General features: G+C 68.0%; 18 protein-coding genes. 17 read left to right on the top strand and 1 reads right to left on the bottom strand.

What is annotated here, in order from left to right; all coding sequences use genetic code 11:
- Positions 1–8: 8 nt before the first annotated feature.
- Positions 9–734, bottom strand: a complete 726-nt coding sequence (locus AK36_RS06970; RefSeq protein WP_034195017.1) for a glutathione S-transferase — start codon at positions 732–734, stop codon at positions 9–11.
- 448 nt (positions 735–1,182) lie between these two features.
- Between AK36_RS06970 and AK36_RS33690 the strand changes: the two genes are divergently transcribed.
- The 17 genes from AK36_RS33690 to AK36_RS06895 all read left to right on the top strand — a co-directional run bounded on the left by AK36_RS33690 (position 1,183) and on the right by AK36_RS06895 (position 16,720).
- Positions 1,183–1,329 carry a hypothetical protein gene (locus AK36_RS33690; RefSeq protein ID WP_155121960.1) on the top strand — a complete coding sequence of 49 codons (147 nt, stop codon included), beginning with the start codon at positions 1,183–1,185 and terminating at the stop codon, positions 1,327–1,329.
- Positions 1,330–1,469: 140 nt separating this feature from the next.
- Positions 1,470–2,879 carry a 3-isopropylmalate dehydratase large subunit gene (gene leuC, locus AK36_RS06965; RefSeq protein ID WP_011881753.1) on the top strand — a complete coding sequence of 470 codons (1,410 nt, stop codon included), beginning with the start codon at positions 1,470–1,472 and terminating at the stop codon, positions 2,877–2,879.
- A gap of 3 nt (positions 2,880–2,882) precedes the next feature.
- Positions 2,883–3,029 carry an entericidin A/B family lipoprotein gene (locus AK36_RS06960; RefSeq protein WP_011881754.1) on the top strand — a complete coding sequence of 49 codons (147 nt, stop codon included), beginning with the start codon at positions 2,883–2,885 and terminating at the stop codon, positions 3,027–3,029.
- Positions 3,030–3,096: 67 nt separating this feature from the next.
- Positions 3,097–3,747: a 3-isopropylmalate dehydratase small subunit gene (gene leuD / locus AK36_RS06955; protein ID WP_011881755.1), complete on the top strand. Its 651-nt coding sequence runs from the start codon at positions 3,097–3,099 to the stop codon at positions 3,745–3,747.
- A gap of 73 nt (positions 3,748–3,820) precedes the next feature.
- Entirely contained in the window at positions 3,821–4,888 is a 1,068-nt protein-coding gene (gene leuB, locus AK36_RS06950) for a 3-isopropylmalate dehydrogenase (protein WP_014725192.1), read from the top strand.
- Positions 4,889–5,018: 130 nt separating this feature from the next.
- Positions 5,019–5,138, top strand: coding sequence for a hypothetical protein (locus AK36_RS34215; protein WP_014725191.1), 120 nt, complete (start codon positions 5,019–5,021; stop codon positions 5,136–5,138).
- Between the two features lie 82 nt (positions 5,139–5,220).
- Positions 5,221–6,342, top strand: a complete 1,122-nt coding sequence (asd, locus tag AK36_RS06940) for an aspartate-semialdehyde dehydrogenase (RefSeq protein ID WP_045578157.1) — start codon at positions 5,221–5,223, stop codon at positions 6,340–6,342.
- 104 nt (positions 6,343–6,446) lie between these two features.
- The gene (locus AK36_RS32680; protein WP_144410631.1) at positions 6,447–6,686 is read left to right on the top strand and encodes a hypothetical protein; all 240 of its coding nucleotides are present in this window, start codon (positions 6,447–6,449) and stop codon (positions 6,684–6,686) included.
- Between the two features lie 134 nt (positions 6,687–6,820).
- Positions 6,821–8,962, top strand: coding sequence for a motility hub landmark protein FimV (locus AK36_RS06935; protein WP_045578156.1), 2,142 nt, complete (start codon positions 6,821–6,823; stop codon positions 8,960–8,962).
- Complete coding sequence (gene truA / locus AK36_RS06930) at positions 8,962–9,774, top strand: tRNA pseudouridine(38-40) synthase TruA (RefSeq protein ID WP_034195022.1); 813 nt, start codon at positions 8,962–8,964, stop codon at positions 9,772–9,774. Before AK36_RS06935 ends, truA begins: the two co-directional genes overlap by 1 nt.
- On the top strand, positions 9,771–10,469 hold the full coding sequence (locus AK36_RS06925; protein WP_045578155.1) for a phosphoribosylanthranilate isomerase: 699 nt from the start codon (positions 9,771–9,773) through the stop codon (positions 10,467–10,469). Before truA ends, AK36_RS06925 begins: the two co-directional genes overlap by 4 nt.
- Positions 10,470–10,523: 54 nt before the next feature.
- The gene (trpB, locus tag AK36_RS06920) at positions 10,524–11,717 is read left to right on the top strand and encodes a tryptophan synthase subunit beta (RefSeq protein WP_011881761.1); all 1,194 of its coding nucleotides are present in this window, start codon (positions 10,524–10,526) and stop codon (positions 11,715–11,717) included.
- Between the two features lie 7 nt (positions 11,718–11,724).
- Entirely contained in the window at positions 11,725–12,576 is an 852-nt protein-coding gene (locus tag AK36_RS06915; protein WP_011881762.1) for a DNA-methyltransferase, read from the top strand.
- Positions 12,577–12,667: 91 nt separating this feature from the next.
- Positions 12,668–13,486 carry a tryptophan synthase subunit alpha gene (trpA, locus tag AK36_RS06910; RefSeq protein WP_011881763.1) on the top strand — a complete coding sequence of 273 codons (819 nt, stop codon included), beginning with the start codon at positions 12,668–12,670 and terminating at the stop codon, positions 13,484–13,486.
- Positions 13,487–13,549: 63 nt separating this feature from the next.
- A complete protein-coding gene (gene accD / locus AK36_RS06905) occupies positions 13,550–14,422 on the top strand; it encodes an acetyl-CoA carboxylase, carboxyltransferase subunit beta (protein ID WP_011881764.1) in 873 nt (290 codons plus the stop codon).
- 100 nt (positions 14,423–14,522) lie between these two features.
- Positions 14,523–15,833 (top strand): bifunctional tetrahydrofolate synthase/dihydrofolate synthase, encoded by a 1,311-nt coding sequence (gene folC, locus AK36_RS06900; protein ID WP_014725185.1) that lies wholly within the window; start codon positions 14,523–14,525, stop codon positions 15,831–15,833.
- Positions 15,834–15,862: 29 nt separating this feature from the next.
- Positions 15,863–16,720: an SPOR domain-containing protein gene (locus AK36_RS06895; RefSeq protein ID WP_034195024.1), complete on the top strand. Its 858-nt coding sequence runs from the start codon at positions 15,863–15,865 to the stop codon at positions 16,718–16,720.
- The last annotated feature ends 5 nt before the right edge of the window (positions 16,721–16,725 follow it).

Here is a 16,725-nt window from a genome sequence, read left to right as displayed (position 1 = left end):
ATGCGCCGCTAGCTGTCGAGCTCGGCGTAGTGCCGGAAGATCCCCATCTCGTTGAACGCGATGCGGCGCTCCGATGCCAGATAGCGCGCGACGCCCGGATGCTCGGCGACGCGGTCGTGCAGCGCGACGAGGCCGCCGACTTTGCGCGCTGCATGCTTCATCGCGTTCGGGAACGCGTAGCGCAGGCCTTCGATCAGCTGGAACATCGACAGATCCGCGTAGCTCAACGCGTCGCCCGCGATGTAGCCGCTGTCGTGTGGATTCTGCGCGAGGACGCGGTCGAAGTAGCCGAGGAATTTAGGTAGCCGGTGGGCGATGAAATCGGCCGCGCGCTCGGCGGCCTCCGCCTTTTGATCTTCGTAGTACAGGCCGCTGCCGATCGGGTGATGCGTGTCGTGGATTTCGGTGACGAAATCGGCGACCGTCAACTGCAACTGGTGAACCCACAGCCGGCCGGCTTCGTCGTCGGGCGCGAGCCCGAGCCGTGGGCCGAGGAACAGCAGGATGTTCGCGGTCTGCCCGACGACTACGTCGCCGGCTTTCAGGAACGGCGGCGCGAACGGCACGCATTCGGCCTTCGTGCTGTCCATCATCCGCGTCATCGCGGACACGCCCATGCCGCGGCCCGTTTCGCGCGCGACGTCGACGTAGTCGGCGTCGGCCGCTTCGAGCGCGAGCCGCACGTATTCGCCGCGGCCCTGGATTTCGGGCCAGTAATAGAGTTCGTATCGCATCCGGTGCTCCTGTCGGGCGATGCGCCGCGTGACGTGCGCATCGCGATGGCGGGAAGGGCGGCCGTGCGCCGCTCGTCGGGAATAGACAGTGTAGGAGATTGGGAGGAATGCGGCGTGAGGCGCGGGTGGTAGGGGGTGGGTATGTCGCGTGTGTCGCCGTTTGGGCCGTCGATTGACACCCACGTCGAGCGATCGTTGGAGAAGCCGATGAAACGGTGCGGCGCGAACGCGCGGACGAATAGCACGTCGCTGGCGTGCCACTGCACATTCTCGCCGGTCGCACAATGAAGCGCGACGCGTCCGCCGTGATCGCGTAGATCTCGTCGCACGTAAGCGGCGTTTGGCGGTCGTCGCCGCGCGCGGTACAGCTCGATATCGAGCGTGCCGTGGCGTAACAGCGTCGTGAATGGCGCGCCTTCGGTGTCGAGGCGGGGCGAGCGAGGTGCGGATGCCGAGCTTCATCGCGGCGGGCTCCCGGTTCGGCGAGACGGGACGTGCCGAACTGCGTGAATCGGTCGTATGCGCGAATCGCGCGCAGGCAGACCGGGGCGTTCCGGTGCGTCGCGATCCGGGCGTGGGCGGGTTTGGCTGGTAATCCCGATACAGGTATTGCCACTACCAGCCAAACCACTGTTTTTAATGGGTTTTTCGCGCCCGCACTGCGCGGCGGCGCGTTGCGCGTGGCATAATCGACCGCACCCGCAAGGCTTGTAGTCATCACGACCCCGCATACCCATGGCACAGACTCTCTACGACAAACTGTGGAATACCCACGTCGTCCACACCGAAGACGACGGCACGGCATTGCTCTACATCGACCGTCAACTGCTGCACGAAGTCACGAGCCCGCAGGCGTTCGAAGGGCTGAACGTCGCGCACCGCCCGGTGTGGCGCATCAGCGCGAACCTGGCCGTGTCGGACCACAACGTTCCGACCACCGATCGCAGCCACGGCATCGCCGATCCGGTCTCGAAGCTGCAGGTCGACACGCTCGACGCGAACTGCGACGCCTTCGGCATCACGCAGTTCAAGATGAACGACCTGCGTCAGGGCATCGTGCACATCATCGGGCCGGAGCAGGGCGCGACGCTGCCGGGCATGACGATCGTCTGCGGCGATTCGCACACGTCGACGCACGGCGCGTTCGGCGCGCTCGCGCACGGCATCGGCACGTCGGAAGTCGAACACGTACTCGCGACGCAGACGCTGCTGCAGAAAAAGAGCAAGAACATGCTCGTGAAGGTCGAAGGCACGCTGCCGCGCGGTTGTACCGCGAAGGACATCGTGCTCGCGATCATCGGCAAGATCGGCACCGCGGGCGGCACCGGCTACGCGATCGAATTCGGCGGCTCGACGATCCGCGCGCTGACGATGGAAGGCCGGATGACCGTGTGCAACATGGCGATCGAAGCCGGCGCCCGCGCCGGCATGGTTGCCGTCGACGACACGACGATCGACTACCTGAAAGGCCGTCCGTTCGTGCCGACCGGCGCGGAATGGGATCAGGCGGTCGAATACTGGCGCGAATTCAAGTCCGACGAAGGCGCGCAGTTCGACCGCGTGGTCGAGCTGAACGCAGCCGAGATCGTCCCGCAGGTCACGTGGGGCACGTCGCCGGAAATGGTCACGTCGATCGACGCGCGCGTACCCGATCCCGAGCGCGAGAAGGATCCGGTCAAGCGCGAAGCGATGGAGCGCGCGCTCGCCTACATGGCGCTCGAGCCGAACACGCCGATGGAGTCGATCAACGTCGACAAGATCTTCATCGGTTCATGCACGAACGCGCGCATCGAGGACATCCGCGCGGCCGCGTACGTCGTGAAGAAGCTGAACCGCCGCATCGCACCGAACGTGCGCCTCGCGATGGTCGTGCCGGGCTCGGGCCTCGTGAAGGCGCAGGCCGAGCGCGAAGGGCTCGACAAGGTGTTCACCGACGCGGGCTTCGAATGGCGCGAGCCCGGCTGCTCGATGTGCCTCGCGATGAACGCCGACCGGCTCGAGCCGGGCGAGCGCTGCGCGTCGACGTCGAACCGCAACTTCGAAGGCCGGCAGGGCGCGGGCGGCCGCACGCACCTCGTGAGCCCCGCGATGGCGGCGGCGGCGGCGATCGAAGGCCATTTCGTCGACATTCGCAAGCTGGGGTAACGCGTGAAGGCATCGCAACGTATCGTGCGCGTGCTTGCCGCGCTGGCGCTCGTCGGGCTCGGCTTCGGCCTGACGGGCTGCAACACCGTCCGAGGCTTCGGCCAGGACGTCAACGCCGCCGGCAACGCGCTGCAGCGCGCCGCGGACTGATGCCCGCCGAAATATTGTCGATGTGCGCCGGCCAGGCATGCCGGCCCTTCAACCGGATAGACGGATCATGGAAAAATTCAATGTGCATACCGGCGTCGTGGCGCCGCTCGATCGCGAGAACGTCGACACCGACGCGATCATCCCGAAGCAGTTCCTGAAGTCGATCAAGCGCACGGGCTTCGGCCCGAACGCGTTCGACGAATGGCGTTACCTCGACCACGGCGAGCCCGGCCAGGACAACTCGAAGCGCCCGCTGAACCCCGACTTCGTGCTGAACCAGCCGCGCTACCAGGGCGCGTCGGTGCTGCTGGCCCGCAAGAACTTCGGCTGCGGCAGCTCGCGCGAGCACGCGCCGTGGGCGCTCCAGCAGTACGGCTTCCGCGCGATCATCGCGCCGAGCTTCGCCGACATCTTCTTCAACAACTGCTACAAGAACGGGCTGCTGCCGATCGTGCTGACCGAGCAGCAGGTCGATCACCTGTTCAACGACACGTATGCGTTCAACGGCTATCAGCTGACGATCGACCTCGAGGCGCAGGTCGTGCGCACGGGCGACGGCCGCGAGTATCCGTTCGAGATCGCCGCGTTCCGCAAGTACTGTCTGCTGAACGGCTATGACGACATCGGCCTGACGCTGCGTCACGCGGACAAGATCCGCCAGTTCGAAGCCGAGCGGCTCGCGAAGCAGCCGTGGCTCAACAACAAGCTGGTCGGCTGATTTCGGCCGCGGGCGGGCGCGCGTGACGCGCTCGCCGACCTGCCACCCACATTACCCAGTCCAGGAATAACGCATGAAGATTGCAGTGCTGCCCGGCGACGGCATCGGTCCGGAAATCGTCAACGAAGCGGTCAAGGTGCTGAACGCCCTCGACGAGAAGTTCGAGCTCGAGCACGCGCCGGTGGGCGGCGCCGGCTACGAGGCGAGCGGTCATCCGCTGCCCGATGCGACGCTGAAGCTGGCGAAGGACGCCGACGCGATCCTGTTCGGCGCGGTCGGCGACTGGAAGTACGACTCGCTCGAGCGCGCGCTGCGCCCCGAGCAGGCGATCCTCGGGCTGCGCAAGCACCTCGAGCTGTTCGCGAACTTCCGCCCGGCGATCTGCTATCCGCAGCTCGTCGATGCGTCGCCGCTGAAGCCGGAGCTGGTCGCGGGCCTCGACATCCTGATCGTGCGCGAGCTGAACGGCGACATCTACTTCGGCCAGCCGCGCGGCGTGCGCGCCGCACCGGACGGCCCGTTCGCCGGCGCGCGCGAAGGTTTCGACACGATGCGCTACTCGGAACCCGAAGTGCGCCGCATTGCACACGTCGCGTTCCAGGCCGCGCAAAAGCGCGCGAAGAAGCTGCTGTCGGTCGACAAGTCGAACGTGCTCGAAACGTCGCAATTCTGGCGCGACGTGATGATCGACGTGTCGAAGGAATACGCGGACGTCGAGCTGTCGCACATGTACGTCGACAACGCGGCGATGCAGCTCGCGAAGGCGCCGAAGCAGTTCGACGTGATCGTGACGGGCAACATGTTCGGCGACATCCTGTCGGATGAAGCGTCGATGCTGACGGGCTCGATCGGCATGCTGCCGTCGGCCTCGCTCGACAAGAACAACAAGGGCCTGTACGAGCCGTCGCACGGCTCGGCGCCGGACATCGCCGGCAAGGGCATCGCGAACCCGCTGGCGACGATCCTGTCGGCCGCGATGTTGCTGCGCTATTCGCTGAATCGCGCGGAGCAGGCCGACCGGATCGAGCGCGCGGTGAAAACGGTGCTCGAACAAGGCTATCGCACCGGCGACATCGCGACGCCGGGCTGCCAGCAGGTCGGCACCTCGGCGATGGGCGATGCGGTGGTGGCGGCGCTGTAAGCCGCGTTGCACGCATATGGCCGGCCGGTACGGCGGCCGGGATGAAAAACACGTGAATCGGCCGCGAAATCGGCCGGTCCACGCACGGTTGGCCGTTGTGCGGGCAACCGGCTTTGTGTAGACTCGAACGATGGCGCTGATTTCCCTGATCTCCCCGGTCTTGAAATCCCACGGCAACATTGCCCGTGCGGATGCGCGCGCCATCGTCATCACGAAAACCATTACCACGAAAACGATCATTAAACGCTGATCGTCCGTCGTGCCCGCCTGTTTCCCCGCGCGGTCACGCCGGGGGCGGAAATGGCGGGGAAGCTCCATTCAAAGGGTTAGTCATGAACGTAGGTCTCGTAGGTTGGCGCGGCATGGTCGGCAGCGTGCTGATGCAACGCATGCAGGAAGAAGGCGATTTCGACCTGATCGAACCGGTGTTTTTCAGCACCAGCAACACGGGCGGCAAAGCGCCGTCGTTCGCGAAAAACGAGACCACGCTCAAGGACGCGACCAACGTCGACGAGCTGAAGAAGTGCGACGTGATCATCACGTGCCAGGGCGGCGACTACACGAACGAAGTGTTCCCGAAGCTGCGCGCGGCCGGCTGGAGCGGCTACTGGATCGACGCGGCGTCGTCGCTGCGGATGAACGACGATGCGGTCATCATCCTCGATCCGGTGAACCTCGACGTGATCAAGGACGCGCTCGTCAAGGGCACGAAGAACTTCGTTGGCGGCAACTGCACGGTCAGCCTGATGTTGATGGCGCTCGGCGGCCTGTTCCGCGAGAACCTCGTCGACTGGATGACGGCCATGACGTACCAGGCCGCGTCGGGCGCGGGCGCGCAGAACATGCGCGAACTGCTGTCGCAGATGGGCGCGCTGCACGGCTCGGTCGAGCAGCAACTGGCCGATCCGGCTTCGGCGATCCTCGACATCGACCGCCGCGTGCTCGCGACGATGAACAGCGACGCTATGCCGACGAGCCAGTTCGGCGTGCCGCTCGCCGGCTCGCTGATTCCGTGGATCGACAAGGATCTCGGCAACGGGATGTCGAAGGAAGAGTGGAAGGGCGGCGCGGAAACCAACAAGATCCTCGGCAAGCCGGCGATGGGCCAGCCGGGTTCGATCCCGGTCGACGGGCTGTGCGTGCGTATCGGCGCGATGCGCTGCCACTCGCAGGCGCTGACGATCAAGCTGAAGAAGGACGTGCCGCTTGACGAGATCAACGGCATCCTCGCGTCGGCGAACGACTGGGTGAAGGTCGTCCCGAACGAGCGTGAAGCGTCGATGCGCGATCTGTCGCCGGCGAAGATCACCGGGACGCTGACGGTGCCGGTCGGCCGCCTGCGCAAGCTGGCGATGGGCGGCGAGTACCTGTCGGCATTCACGGTCGGCGACCAGCTGCTGTGGGGCGCGGCCGAGCCGCTGCGCCGCATGCTGCGCATCCTGCTCGACAAGTAAGCATCGGGCCGCGCACGCGCGCCGCCGGCGCGCGAAGCGAGACGCCTGCCAGCCCGTTCGCGGGCGGCAGGCGTTTTTGTTGATGTCTGGCGCTGGATGCGCCCATGAGCGGGCTGGGGCCGTGCCGCCGATCCCGCGGCTTCGCGGCCGGCGCGGAAGTGGGCGTGGATGTCGATGGCGGCCGCGTTCGTTTCGGCCAGAACGCAGCCGGCGACATTCAGGCCGACGAATGGCGCGTGCTCGATCATGCGCGCCGCGCGCGATCCCCAGCTCCATTGCCGAATCGGTCGGTCGGCCGTATCGGCCGGCGACGAATTCGGCCGGAATCGGATCGCGTGAAGTAAACTATGCGGTTACGACGCGCAGAGCCGCCGAAAGCGTCGCGTTCCGCGCGACGCTTTTGCATTTCTGCGGCGAGTTTATAGACGCTTCCCTACGCGAATCCGAGCCGCGCCCGCGCGCGGCGATAGAGCCCACGATGTCCCGAAATTCCCTGTTTCCGCGTCAGTCCCGCCTGTCGCGCGCCGTGTGCGGCGCACTGGCGGTCCTGGCGCTCGGCGCGGCCGCTTCGGCCGGTGCGGCCAGCCCCGGCGAACAGCCGGCGTCGGCCGCCGGCGGCGCCGTTCCGCTCACCGTGACGGTCCAGCCGGGCCAGTCGCTGAACGATCTGGCGAAGGCCGCCACGCAGTCGCATGACCCGGGCGTGCTCGCGCGTGCCGGTCGCGCGCTGTTCGACGCGAATCCACAGGCGTTCATGAAGCGCGACCCGAGTCGGCTGAAAGTCGGCGCGACGCTGACCGTGCCGGCGCTGGACGCCACCGGCGCCGCGCTCGTGCCGGCCGGTGCCGGCGCGGCATCGGGCGCATCGGCCGGGTCCGCGGCAGGTGGGGGCTCCGCCACGGTGGCGGGTGCGCAGCACGGCGCGTCGGCTGCCCATCCCGGCTCGGCCGCCGTGGCCGCGCCGACGGCATCGGCCGTGTCGAGCGCCCCGATCGCACCCGCGGCGCCGGCCGCTCCCACGAGCAGCGCGAACGCCCCGGCCGCCAACGGTGCATCGAGTTCGGCCGGCGCATCGGCGACGCATGGTGCATCGTCGGCCGCAACCGCTCAACCGGCTGCGCCGGTCGGGGGGGCCAGTGGGCCGCACGTCTGGAACGGCGCGATTCAGTCCGCACCGTCGTCGGCGAGCGAGGCTGCGGCGCAGCCCGCCGCGGGTGGTGCGGCTCAGCACGCACAGCAGCCGCCCGCAGCGGCGCCTGCTGCGAGTGCGTCGCAGCCGCGGCCGTCGAGCCTTCAGCAACTGCTCGCGCTGAAGAACCGCGTGCTGATGGAGTTGCAGAACCACGGCATCGGCAAGCCGGCGCCATCCGGCAACGTCGCGCCCGCGCCGGCCGCTGTGCGTCCGGTTCAGGGCGATGTCGCGGCATCCGGTGCTGCGTCGTCGGCGGTCGCGGGCGACGCGGCGTCCGGTGCGGCGTCCGGTGCCGCCGCCAGCGCAGTGGCGCCGGCGTCGGCCCCCGTGCCGCCGGTCGTGACGAGCGTTGCGCCGCCGTCGTCGCCTCGCGCGACCGGTCAGATGGACTGGCGTCCGGCCGCAGCAGCCGGCGCGGCCGTTGTCGTCCTCATTGCGGGGTTTGCATGGCGCAAGCGCAGGAAAGCGCGCGCCGCGGACGCCGCTGCGGCGTCGTCCGCCGACGTGCCGCCGGCGCAATCCCGTGATACGGCACCCGTCGACACCGACCTTGACGCATCGCCGCGTGCCGTCGAGCCCGTGCCGCCGACGCTGCCCGCCACACCGTTTTCCCGCGATGCGGCGACCGACGTGAGCCTCGTGACGGCCGCCGCGGTCGCGGCAGAGACGGCCGACGTGCGGGAGGCCGATGTCGCGCCGCCGCCGGAAGAGGCGTCGACGCACGACGATCACGCCGAAGCCGAAGCCGAAGCCGAAGCCGAAGCGCCGGCCGCGCCCGCAGCAGCGCTCCCGCCCGACGTGCCTGCTGCTGCGCCCGCCGCTGCAGACGCGCCGGCTGAAACGGCGCCCGCGGCTCCTACACCGACCGACACGCAGCACGAGGCGCTGATGCAGAACGCGATCAACGCGTTGAATAGCCTCGACATGCCGTTGCCGCCGCGCATCGCCGACGAGCACGCCGTGCCGCAAGCGCCGGAAGCCCAAACCGAAAGCGAGCAATCAGCAACTAACGGTCAAGCCGCGCCACGCCCGCCGCTGGGCGCGACCGAAGCGTCGGATGAACGATCCGTCGAGCACGACGACGAGTTCGATTGGGACCCGGATGCGACCACGCCTGCCGAGCAGGCGGGAGGCGCGTCCACGGTGCCCACGCCGTCATCGCTGCCGCCGCTCGGCGCCCGGTTCGGTGCATTGAAGCTCGATTTCGATCTCGATCTGCCGTCCGCCCCCGATGCCGAGCTGCCCGCACTGACGCCGGAGGAGCTTGCGCGCATTGCCCGCAACAAGCTGGATCTGGCGTTGGAATACGTGGAGCTTGGCGACCTGTCGGGCGCGCGCACGCTGCTGCAGGAGGTGGTCGACGCAAACGACGCCGCCACGCGCGACGATGCGCGCGCACTGCTCGCGAAACTGGCGGCCGACGCGTGATGCGGATCGCGCTCGGGGTTCAGTACGACGGCGCCGCGTTCTGCGGCTGGCAGGCGCAGCCGCACGGCAAGACCGTGCAGGATGCGCTCGAGCGCGCGCTCGGCGAATTCGCGTGCGTGCCATTGCACACGACGGTCGCGGGACGGACCGACACGGGCGTGCACGGGCTCGGTCAGGTCGTCCACTTCGACACGGCGCTCGACCGCGCGGAATTCTCGTGGGTGCGCGGCACCAACGCGTTCCTGCCGCCGACCGTGTCCGTGCAGTGGGCGAAGGCGATGCCCGACACGTTCCATGCGCGCTTCTCGGCGTTCGAGCGCACCTACTACTACGCGCTGTACGTGCATCCGGTGCGCTCGCCGATGCTGGCCGGCCGGGCCGGCTGGATCCACACGCCGCTCGACGACGACGCGATGCGCGCCGCCGCCGCGCACCTGATCGGCGAGCACGACTTCTCGTCGTTCCGTTCGTCGGAATGCCAGTCGAAGACGCCGGTCAAACACCTGTATCAGATCGACGTGCGACGTGCGGGGCACTTCATCCATTTCCGCTTCCGCGCGAACGCGTTCCTGCACCACATGGTGCGCAACCTGATGGGCTGCCTCGTCGCGGTCGGGCGCGGCCGCTACCCGGCCGACTGGCTCGCCGACGTGCTCGCGGGCCGCGATCGCAATCTCGCCGCGCCGACGTTCATGGCGGACGGGCTGTACCTCGCCCACGTCGGCTATCCGGCGGAATTCGCCGTCCCGCCCGCGCAGCTCGGCAGCGTGCCGTGGAGCAGCGTCTGGGCCGATCTGGACCCTCAACCATGACGGAGCTGGCCGTGTTTCCTTCGACTTCCGCGTCCGGCGTCGCGCCGCGCACGCGCATCAAGCTTTGCGGGCTGTCGCGCGTCGACGACGTGCTGCACGCCGCCGTGCTCGGCGCCGACGCGATCGGCCTCGTGTTCTACCCGAGCAGCCCGCGCGCGGTGTCGATCGCGCAGGCGGCCGAGCTGGCGCGCGCCGCGCCGCCGTTCGTATCGGTGGTGGGGCTGTTCGTCAACGCGACCGAGGCCGAAATCGATGCGGTGGTGCGCGACGTGCCGCTGACGATGCTGCAGTTCCACGGCGACGAGACGCCGCAGCAGTGCGAGGCCCTCGGCCGCGCGGCGCGGCTGCCGTGGTTGCGCGCGGTGCGCGTCGGCCCCTCGACGCAGCCGGCCGATTTGGTAGAATCGGATCTTCATTATTCGAAAGCGCGCGGCCTCCTGTTCGACACCCTGGTGCCGGACTACGGCGGTAGCGGCAAGGTCTTCGATTGGTCACTTATTCCCGCAGAGCTCGCGCATCGGGCCGTTTTGAGTGGTGGCTTGAACGCGCAAAACGTCGGTGATGCGATCCGCCGGTTGCGTCCGTTTGCTGTCGATGTCTCGAGCGGCATCGAAGTGGCGGGCGCAAAGGGCGTGAAGGATCACGCCCGGATGGCGGCGTTCGTACGCGCGGTGCGCGACGCGGACGCCGGGTGATGCAAGCCGGTGCGGCCCCACAGTGCGGCGCACCGACCGATCGAGAGTGACACCATGTACAACCTCCCTGATGATCACGGCCACTTCGGCCCGTATGGCGGCGTATTCGTCGCCGAAACGCTGATTCACGCGCTGGACGAACTGCGCGCGGCGTACGAAAAATTCCGCAATGACCCCGAATTTGTCGCCGAGTATGAGCGCGAGCTCAAGTACTTCGTCGGCCGGCCGTCGCCGATCTATCACGCGCAGCGCTGGAGCGAGATGCTCGGCGGCGCGCAGATCTACCTGAAGCGCGAAGACCTGAACCACACCGGCGCGCACAAGATCAACAACGTGATCGGCCAGGCGCTGCTCGCGAAGCGCATGGGCAAGAAACGCGTGATCGCCGAGACGGGCGCCGGCCAGCACGGCGTCGCGACCGCGACGATCTGCGCGCGCTTCGGGATGGAGTGCGTCGTCTACATGGGCGCGGAAGACGTGCGCCGCCAGGCCGCCAACGTCTACCGGATGAAGCTGCTCGGCGCGACGGTCGTGCCGGTCGAATCGGGTTCGCGCACGCTGAAGGACGCGCTCAACGAGGCGATGCGCGACTGGGTCACGAACATCGAAAGCACGTTCTACATCATCGGCACGGTCGCGGGCCCGCATCCGTATCCGGCGATGGTGCGCGACTTCCAGCGCGTGATCGGCGACGAGTGCCGCGTGCAGATGCCGGAGCTGGCCGGCCGTCAACCGGACGCGGTGATCGCGTGCGTGGGCGGCGGCTCGAACGCGATGGGCATCTTCTATCCGTACATCGACGACACGTCGGTGCAGCTGATCGGCGTCGAAGCGGCCGGCGAGGGCCTCGCGTCGGGCCATCACGCGGCATCGCTGATCGCCGGCAGCCCCGGCGTGCTGCACGGCAACCGCACGTACCTGCTGCAGGACGAGAATGGCCAGATCATCGAGACGCATTCGGTGTCGGCCGGCCTCGACTATCCGGGCGTCGGCCCCGAGCACGCATGGCTGAAGGACAGCGGCCGCGCGCAGTACGTGGCGATCACCGACGACGAAGCGCTGAAGGCGTTCCACGACTGCTGCCGGATCGAAGGGATCATTCCGGCGCTGGAGTCGAGCCATGCGCTTGCATATGCCGTGAAGCTCGCGCCGACGTTGCCGAAGGACAAGATCCTGCTCGTCAACCTGTCGGGCCGCGGCGACAAGGACATGCACACCGTCGCCGAGCGAACGGGCATCGCGCTCTGACCGCCCGATGCGTGACCTGATCGAACAACCGGGCGGCGGCGCCGCGAGCGAAGCGGAGGCCGCGCAGCCGGCCGCCGCCGCGCCGCGCGCGCTGCCGCTCGGGATCGAGCTGTACAACCGCGATTTCATGACCGAAGCCGCGCGCCTGCCGGATGCGTCGATCGACCTGATCGTCGCCGATCCGCCGTACGGGCTCGGCAAGGACTACGGCAACGACTCGGACAAGCGTTCGGGCGACGCGTTTCTCGCGTGGACGCGCGAGTGGCTCGATCTCGCGATTCCGAAGCTCAAGCCGAGCGGGTCGATGTACATCTTCTGCACGTGGCAGTACGCGCCGGAAATCTTCAGCTTCCTGAAGACGAAGCTCACGATGGTCAACGAGATCATCTGGGATCGGCGCGTGCCGAGCATGGGCGGCACGACGCGCCGTTTCACGTCGGTGCACGACAACATCGGCTTTTTCGCGGTTTCGAAAGCGTATTACTTCGATCTCGATCCGGTCCGCATCCCTTACGACGCCGACACGAAGAAGGCCCGCTCGCGCAAGCTGTTCGAAGGCAGCAAGTGGCTGGAGATGGGCTACAACCCGAAGGACGTCTGGTCGGTCTCGCGCCTGCATCGGCAGCACGCGGAGCGCGTCGATCATCCGACCCAGAAGCCGCTGGAAATCATCGAGCGGATGGTGCTCGCAAGCTGCCCGCCGGGCGGCCGCGTGCTCGATCCGTTCATGGGCAGCGGCACGACCGCGGTGGCCTGCGCGCGGCAGGGGCGCGACTTCGTCGGCTACGAGATCAACGAAAGTTATTGCGCGATCGCGCATGAGCGCGTGAACGCGCTCGCCGCGCAGGCGTGCGCGTGAGCCGCGCCGCCGCCGTGCCGATCGCTCGCTTTGCATGGGATCGGAGTTGAGCGCTGAAGCGCCCGCTCCGGTCGACACAAGGAAAATTGCCATGTCCAACCGTATCCAGCAGACCTTCGCGGCGCTCGCCGAACAAGGCCGCAAGGGCCTGATCCCGTTCATCACGGCCGGCGATCCCGATCCCGCGAAGACCGTCGAGTTCATGCACGCGCTCGCCGCGGGCGGCGCCGACGTGATCGAGCTCGGCGTGCCGTTCTCGGACCCGATGGCCGACGGCCCGGTGATCCAGCGCTCGTCGGAGCGCGCGCTCGCGCGCGGCGTCACGCTCAAGACCGTGCTCGCCGACGTGAAGCGCTTTCGCGAGACCGACCAGAAAACCCCCGTCGTGCTGATGGGTTATGCGAACCCGATCGAGCGGATGGGCGTCGACGCGTTCGCGACCGAAGCCCACGCGGCCGGCGTCGACGGCGTGCTCGTGGTCGACTATCCGCCCGAGGAAGCCGGCGTGTTCGCCGAGAAAATGCGCGCCGCGCAGATCGATCCGATCTTCCTGCTCGCGCCGACGTCGACCGACGAACGCATCGCGGACGTGGGCAAGATCGCGAGCGGCTACGTGTACTACGTGTCGCTGAAGGGGGTGACCGGCGCCGGAAATCTGGATGTTTCGAGCATTGCGGGTAAAATCCCGGCCATCAAGTCGCGCGTGCCGGTTCCGGTGGGCGTCGGCTTCGGCATCCGCGACGCCGAAACGGCGCGCGCGGTGGCCGAAGTGTCGGACGCCGTCGTGATCGGCAGCCGTCTGGTGCAATTGCTCGAAAGCGCCGCACCGGAAGGCGCCGCCGCCGCGCTGAAGTCGTTCATCGCCGAGCTGCGCGCCGCGCTGGACGGCGCCGGCAAGACGGCGCGATAAACACAACACAGGAAGCGGGAACGGCCGCAAGGCCCGCCCCGCCACGGAACAGGAAACCATACGATGAGCTGGCTCGACAAACTGTTGCCGCCGAAGATCAAGCAGACCGACCCGAAAAGCCGCAAGGGCATTCCGGAAGGGCTGTGGGTCAAATGCCCGTCCTGCGAGGCCGTGCTGTACCGCAACGACGTGGACGCGAACCTCCACGTGTGCCCGAAGTGCGATCACCACATGCGCATCGGCGCGCGCGAGCGTCTCGACGCGCTGCTCGATCCGGAAGGCCGCTACGAGATCGGCCAGGAAATCGTGCCGGTCGACTCGCTGAAGTTCAAGGACAGCCGCAAGTACCCCGATCGTCTGAAGGAAGCGATGGACGACACGGGCGAGACCGACGCGATGGTGGTGATGGGCGGCGCGATCCACACGCTGCCGGTGGTCGCGGCCTGCTTCGAATTCTCGTTCATGGGCGGCTCGATGGGCTCGGTCGTCGGCGAGCGCTTCACGCGCGGCGCGCAGAACGCGCTCGAGCAGCAGGTGCCGTTCATCTGTTTCACGGCATCGGGCGGCGCGCGCATGCAGGAAAGCCTGCTGTCGCTGATGCAGATGGCCAAGACCACCGCGATGCTGACGAAGCTGGCCGAAGCCAAGCTGCCGTTCATCTCGGTGCTGACCGATCCGACGATGGGCGGCGTGTCCGCGAGCTTCGCGTTCCTCGGCGACGTCGTGATCGCCGAGCCGAAGGCGCTGATCGGCTTCGCCGGCCCGCGCGTGATCGAGCAGACGGTGCGCGAGAAGCTGCCGGAAGGCTTCCAGCGTGCGGAATTCCTGCTGAAGACGGGCGCGATCGACATGATCGTCGACCGCCGCAAGCTGCGCGACGAGATCGCGCAATTGCTCGCGCTGTTGCAGCGGCAGCCGGCCGACGCGCTGGCCTGATTGGCGCGACGTTGTGAACTGCGCGCGTCGCCCGGCTGATCCGCCGGGCGGCGCGCTTCGTTTTTTGGCGTAGTGGCCGTACCGATTCAGATTTGATCCGATGAGCACTTTCCCCACTCTCGACGCTTGGCTTTCGCATCTCGAGCGCGCACACCCGGTCGGCATCGACATGGGCCTGACCCGCATCGCGCAGGTCAAGGCCGCGCTGCAGCTCGAATTCGCGTGCCCGGTCATCACGGTCGGCGGCACGAACGGCAAGGGCTCGACCTGCGCGTTCCTCGAGGCGATCCTGGTTCACGCGGGCTACAAGGTCGGCTGCCACACGTCGCCGCACCTGCTCGAATTCGCCGAGCGCGCGCGCGTGAACGGGCAGCAGGTCGCCGACGCCGAGCTGCTGCCGCATTTCGAAGCGGTCGAAGCCGCCCGCACGTCGCTGCCCGAGCCGGTCTCGCTCACGTACTTCGAGTTCACGACGCTCGCGATCCTGCATCTGTTCGCATCGCGCGGGCTCGACGCGGTGATCCTCGAAGTCGGCCTCGGCGGCCGCCTCGATGCGGTGAACGTGATCGACACCGATTGCGCGGTCGTCACGAGCATCGACATCGACCACACCGAATACCTCGGCGACACGCGCGAAAAGATCGCGTTCGAGAAGGCGGGCATCTTCCGCGCGGGCAAGCCGGCGATCTGCGGCGACCCGGCGGCGCCGCATACGCTCGTCGACCACGCCGCTGCGATCGGCGCTGACCTCTGGCTGGTCGGCCGCGATTTCCGCTACGAGGCGCAGCCGGGCGCGGAGCGCCAGCAATGGAGCTACCTCGGCCGCGACAAGCGCTACCCGGCGCTGGCCTATCCGGCGCTGCGCGGCGCGAATCAGCTGATCAACGCGTCGGCCGCGCTCGCCGCGCTCGAAGCGCTGCGCCCGGTGCTGCCGGTGTCGGCGCAGGACATCCGCCTCGGGCTCGCGAACGTCGAGCTGCCCGGCCGCTTCCAGGTGTTGCCCGGCAAGCCGGCGATCGTGCTCGACGTCGCGCACAACCCGCACGCAGCCGCCGTGCTCGAGCAGAACCTCGGCAACATGGGCTTCTTCCCGTACACGTACGCGGTGTTCGGCGCGATGCACGACAAGGACATCGACGGCGTGCTGCGGCACCTGAAGGGCGAGATCGACCACTGGTGCGTGACCGATCTGCCGCTGCCGCGCGCGGCGAGCGCGGAGCAGCTCGAAGCGGCGCTGCGCCATGCCGGCGTGCAGGACGGCCCCGATTCGAGCGTCACGCGGTTCGCGTCGCCGGCCGATGCGTTTCGCGATGCACTAAAAAGAGCATCCGAGAATGATAGAATCGTGGTTTTCGGCAGTTTCCATACGGTGGCCGGTGTGATGGCCTACCGGAAATCGCAGCAACACTGACTGTCGGGCAGTTTCGGACTCAGCCATTCATGGGAATTTTCTCGTTCGGCAAGAAAGACGACGACGCGCCCCCGCGGCGCGGCGGTCGTACCGGGGCCTCCCGGAACGTGCGCACCGAGCGCGCGGAGCGCGTCGAGCGACGTACGCGCCGCACCGAGCGGCCGGAATCGGACGCGCTGCTCCTCGATCCGACCCTTCCTGAAAAGCAACGCGCGCGCCGGCGCCTCGTCGGCGCGATCGCACTCGTCGTCGCCGCGGTGATCGTGCTGCCGATGGTCCTCGACTCGCATCCGAAGCCGGTGACGGACGACATCGCGATCGACATTCCGAATCGCCCCGCACATCAAGCGGTCGCGCCGCGCGACGACGACGCGGCCGACGTGCAGGCGGGCGTCGCGCACGACGAGCCGCCGGCATCCGATGCGGCGGTCGCCGCCGCTGCGCAAGACACGAAGGACGCGAAGGACGCGGCCAAGCCGGCTGCCAAACCCGATACCACGACGGCCACGGCCAGCGTGACGCCGCCGAAAGCCGCCGCAAAGCCGGCCGCCAAACCGGCCGCGAAGCCCGCTGCGCCCGCGCCGAAGCCGGCGCCCGCAGCAGTGGCGGCAGCCAATACCGACGTCGCGGCCGACGCCGGCGACGCCTCTTCGCCTGCCTCGCCGGCCGGCGCACGCTTCGCGGTGCAGCTCGGGTCGTTCAAGGACGACGCAACGGCGCGTTCGTGGGCGACGAAGTTGAAATCGGCGGGCGTGCCCGCATATGTCGAGCATCGCAAGCAGGCGGACGGCAGCACGGCTACACTGCTGCGTGCCGGCCCGTTCGCGGATCGCGCGGCGGCGTCCGCCGCGATCGCGAAAGTGCGCGAAGCCGGGCTCACGCAGTAACGTGC

The organism is Burkholderia vietnamiensis LMG 10929, assembly GCF_000959445.1.
Taxonomy (GTDB): Bacteria; Pseudomonadota; Gammaproteobacteria; order Burkholderiales; family Burkholderiaceae; genus Burkholderia; species Burkholderia vietnamiensis.
The sequence above is the reverse complement of the archived record's forward strand: the minus strand, read 5'-3'. Positions and strand labels throughout refer to the sequence as shown.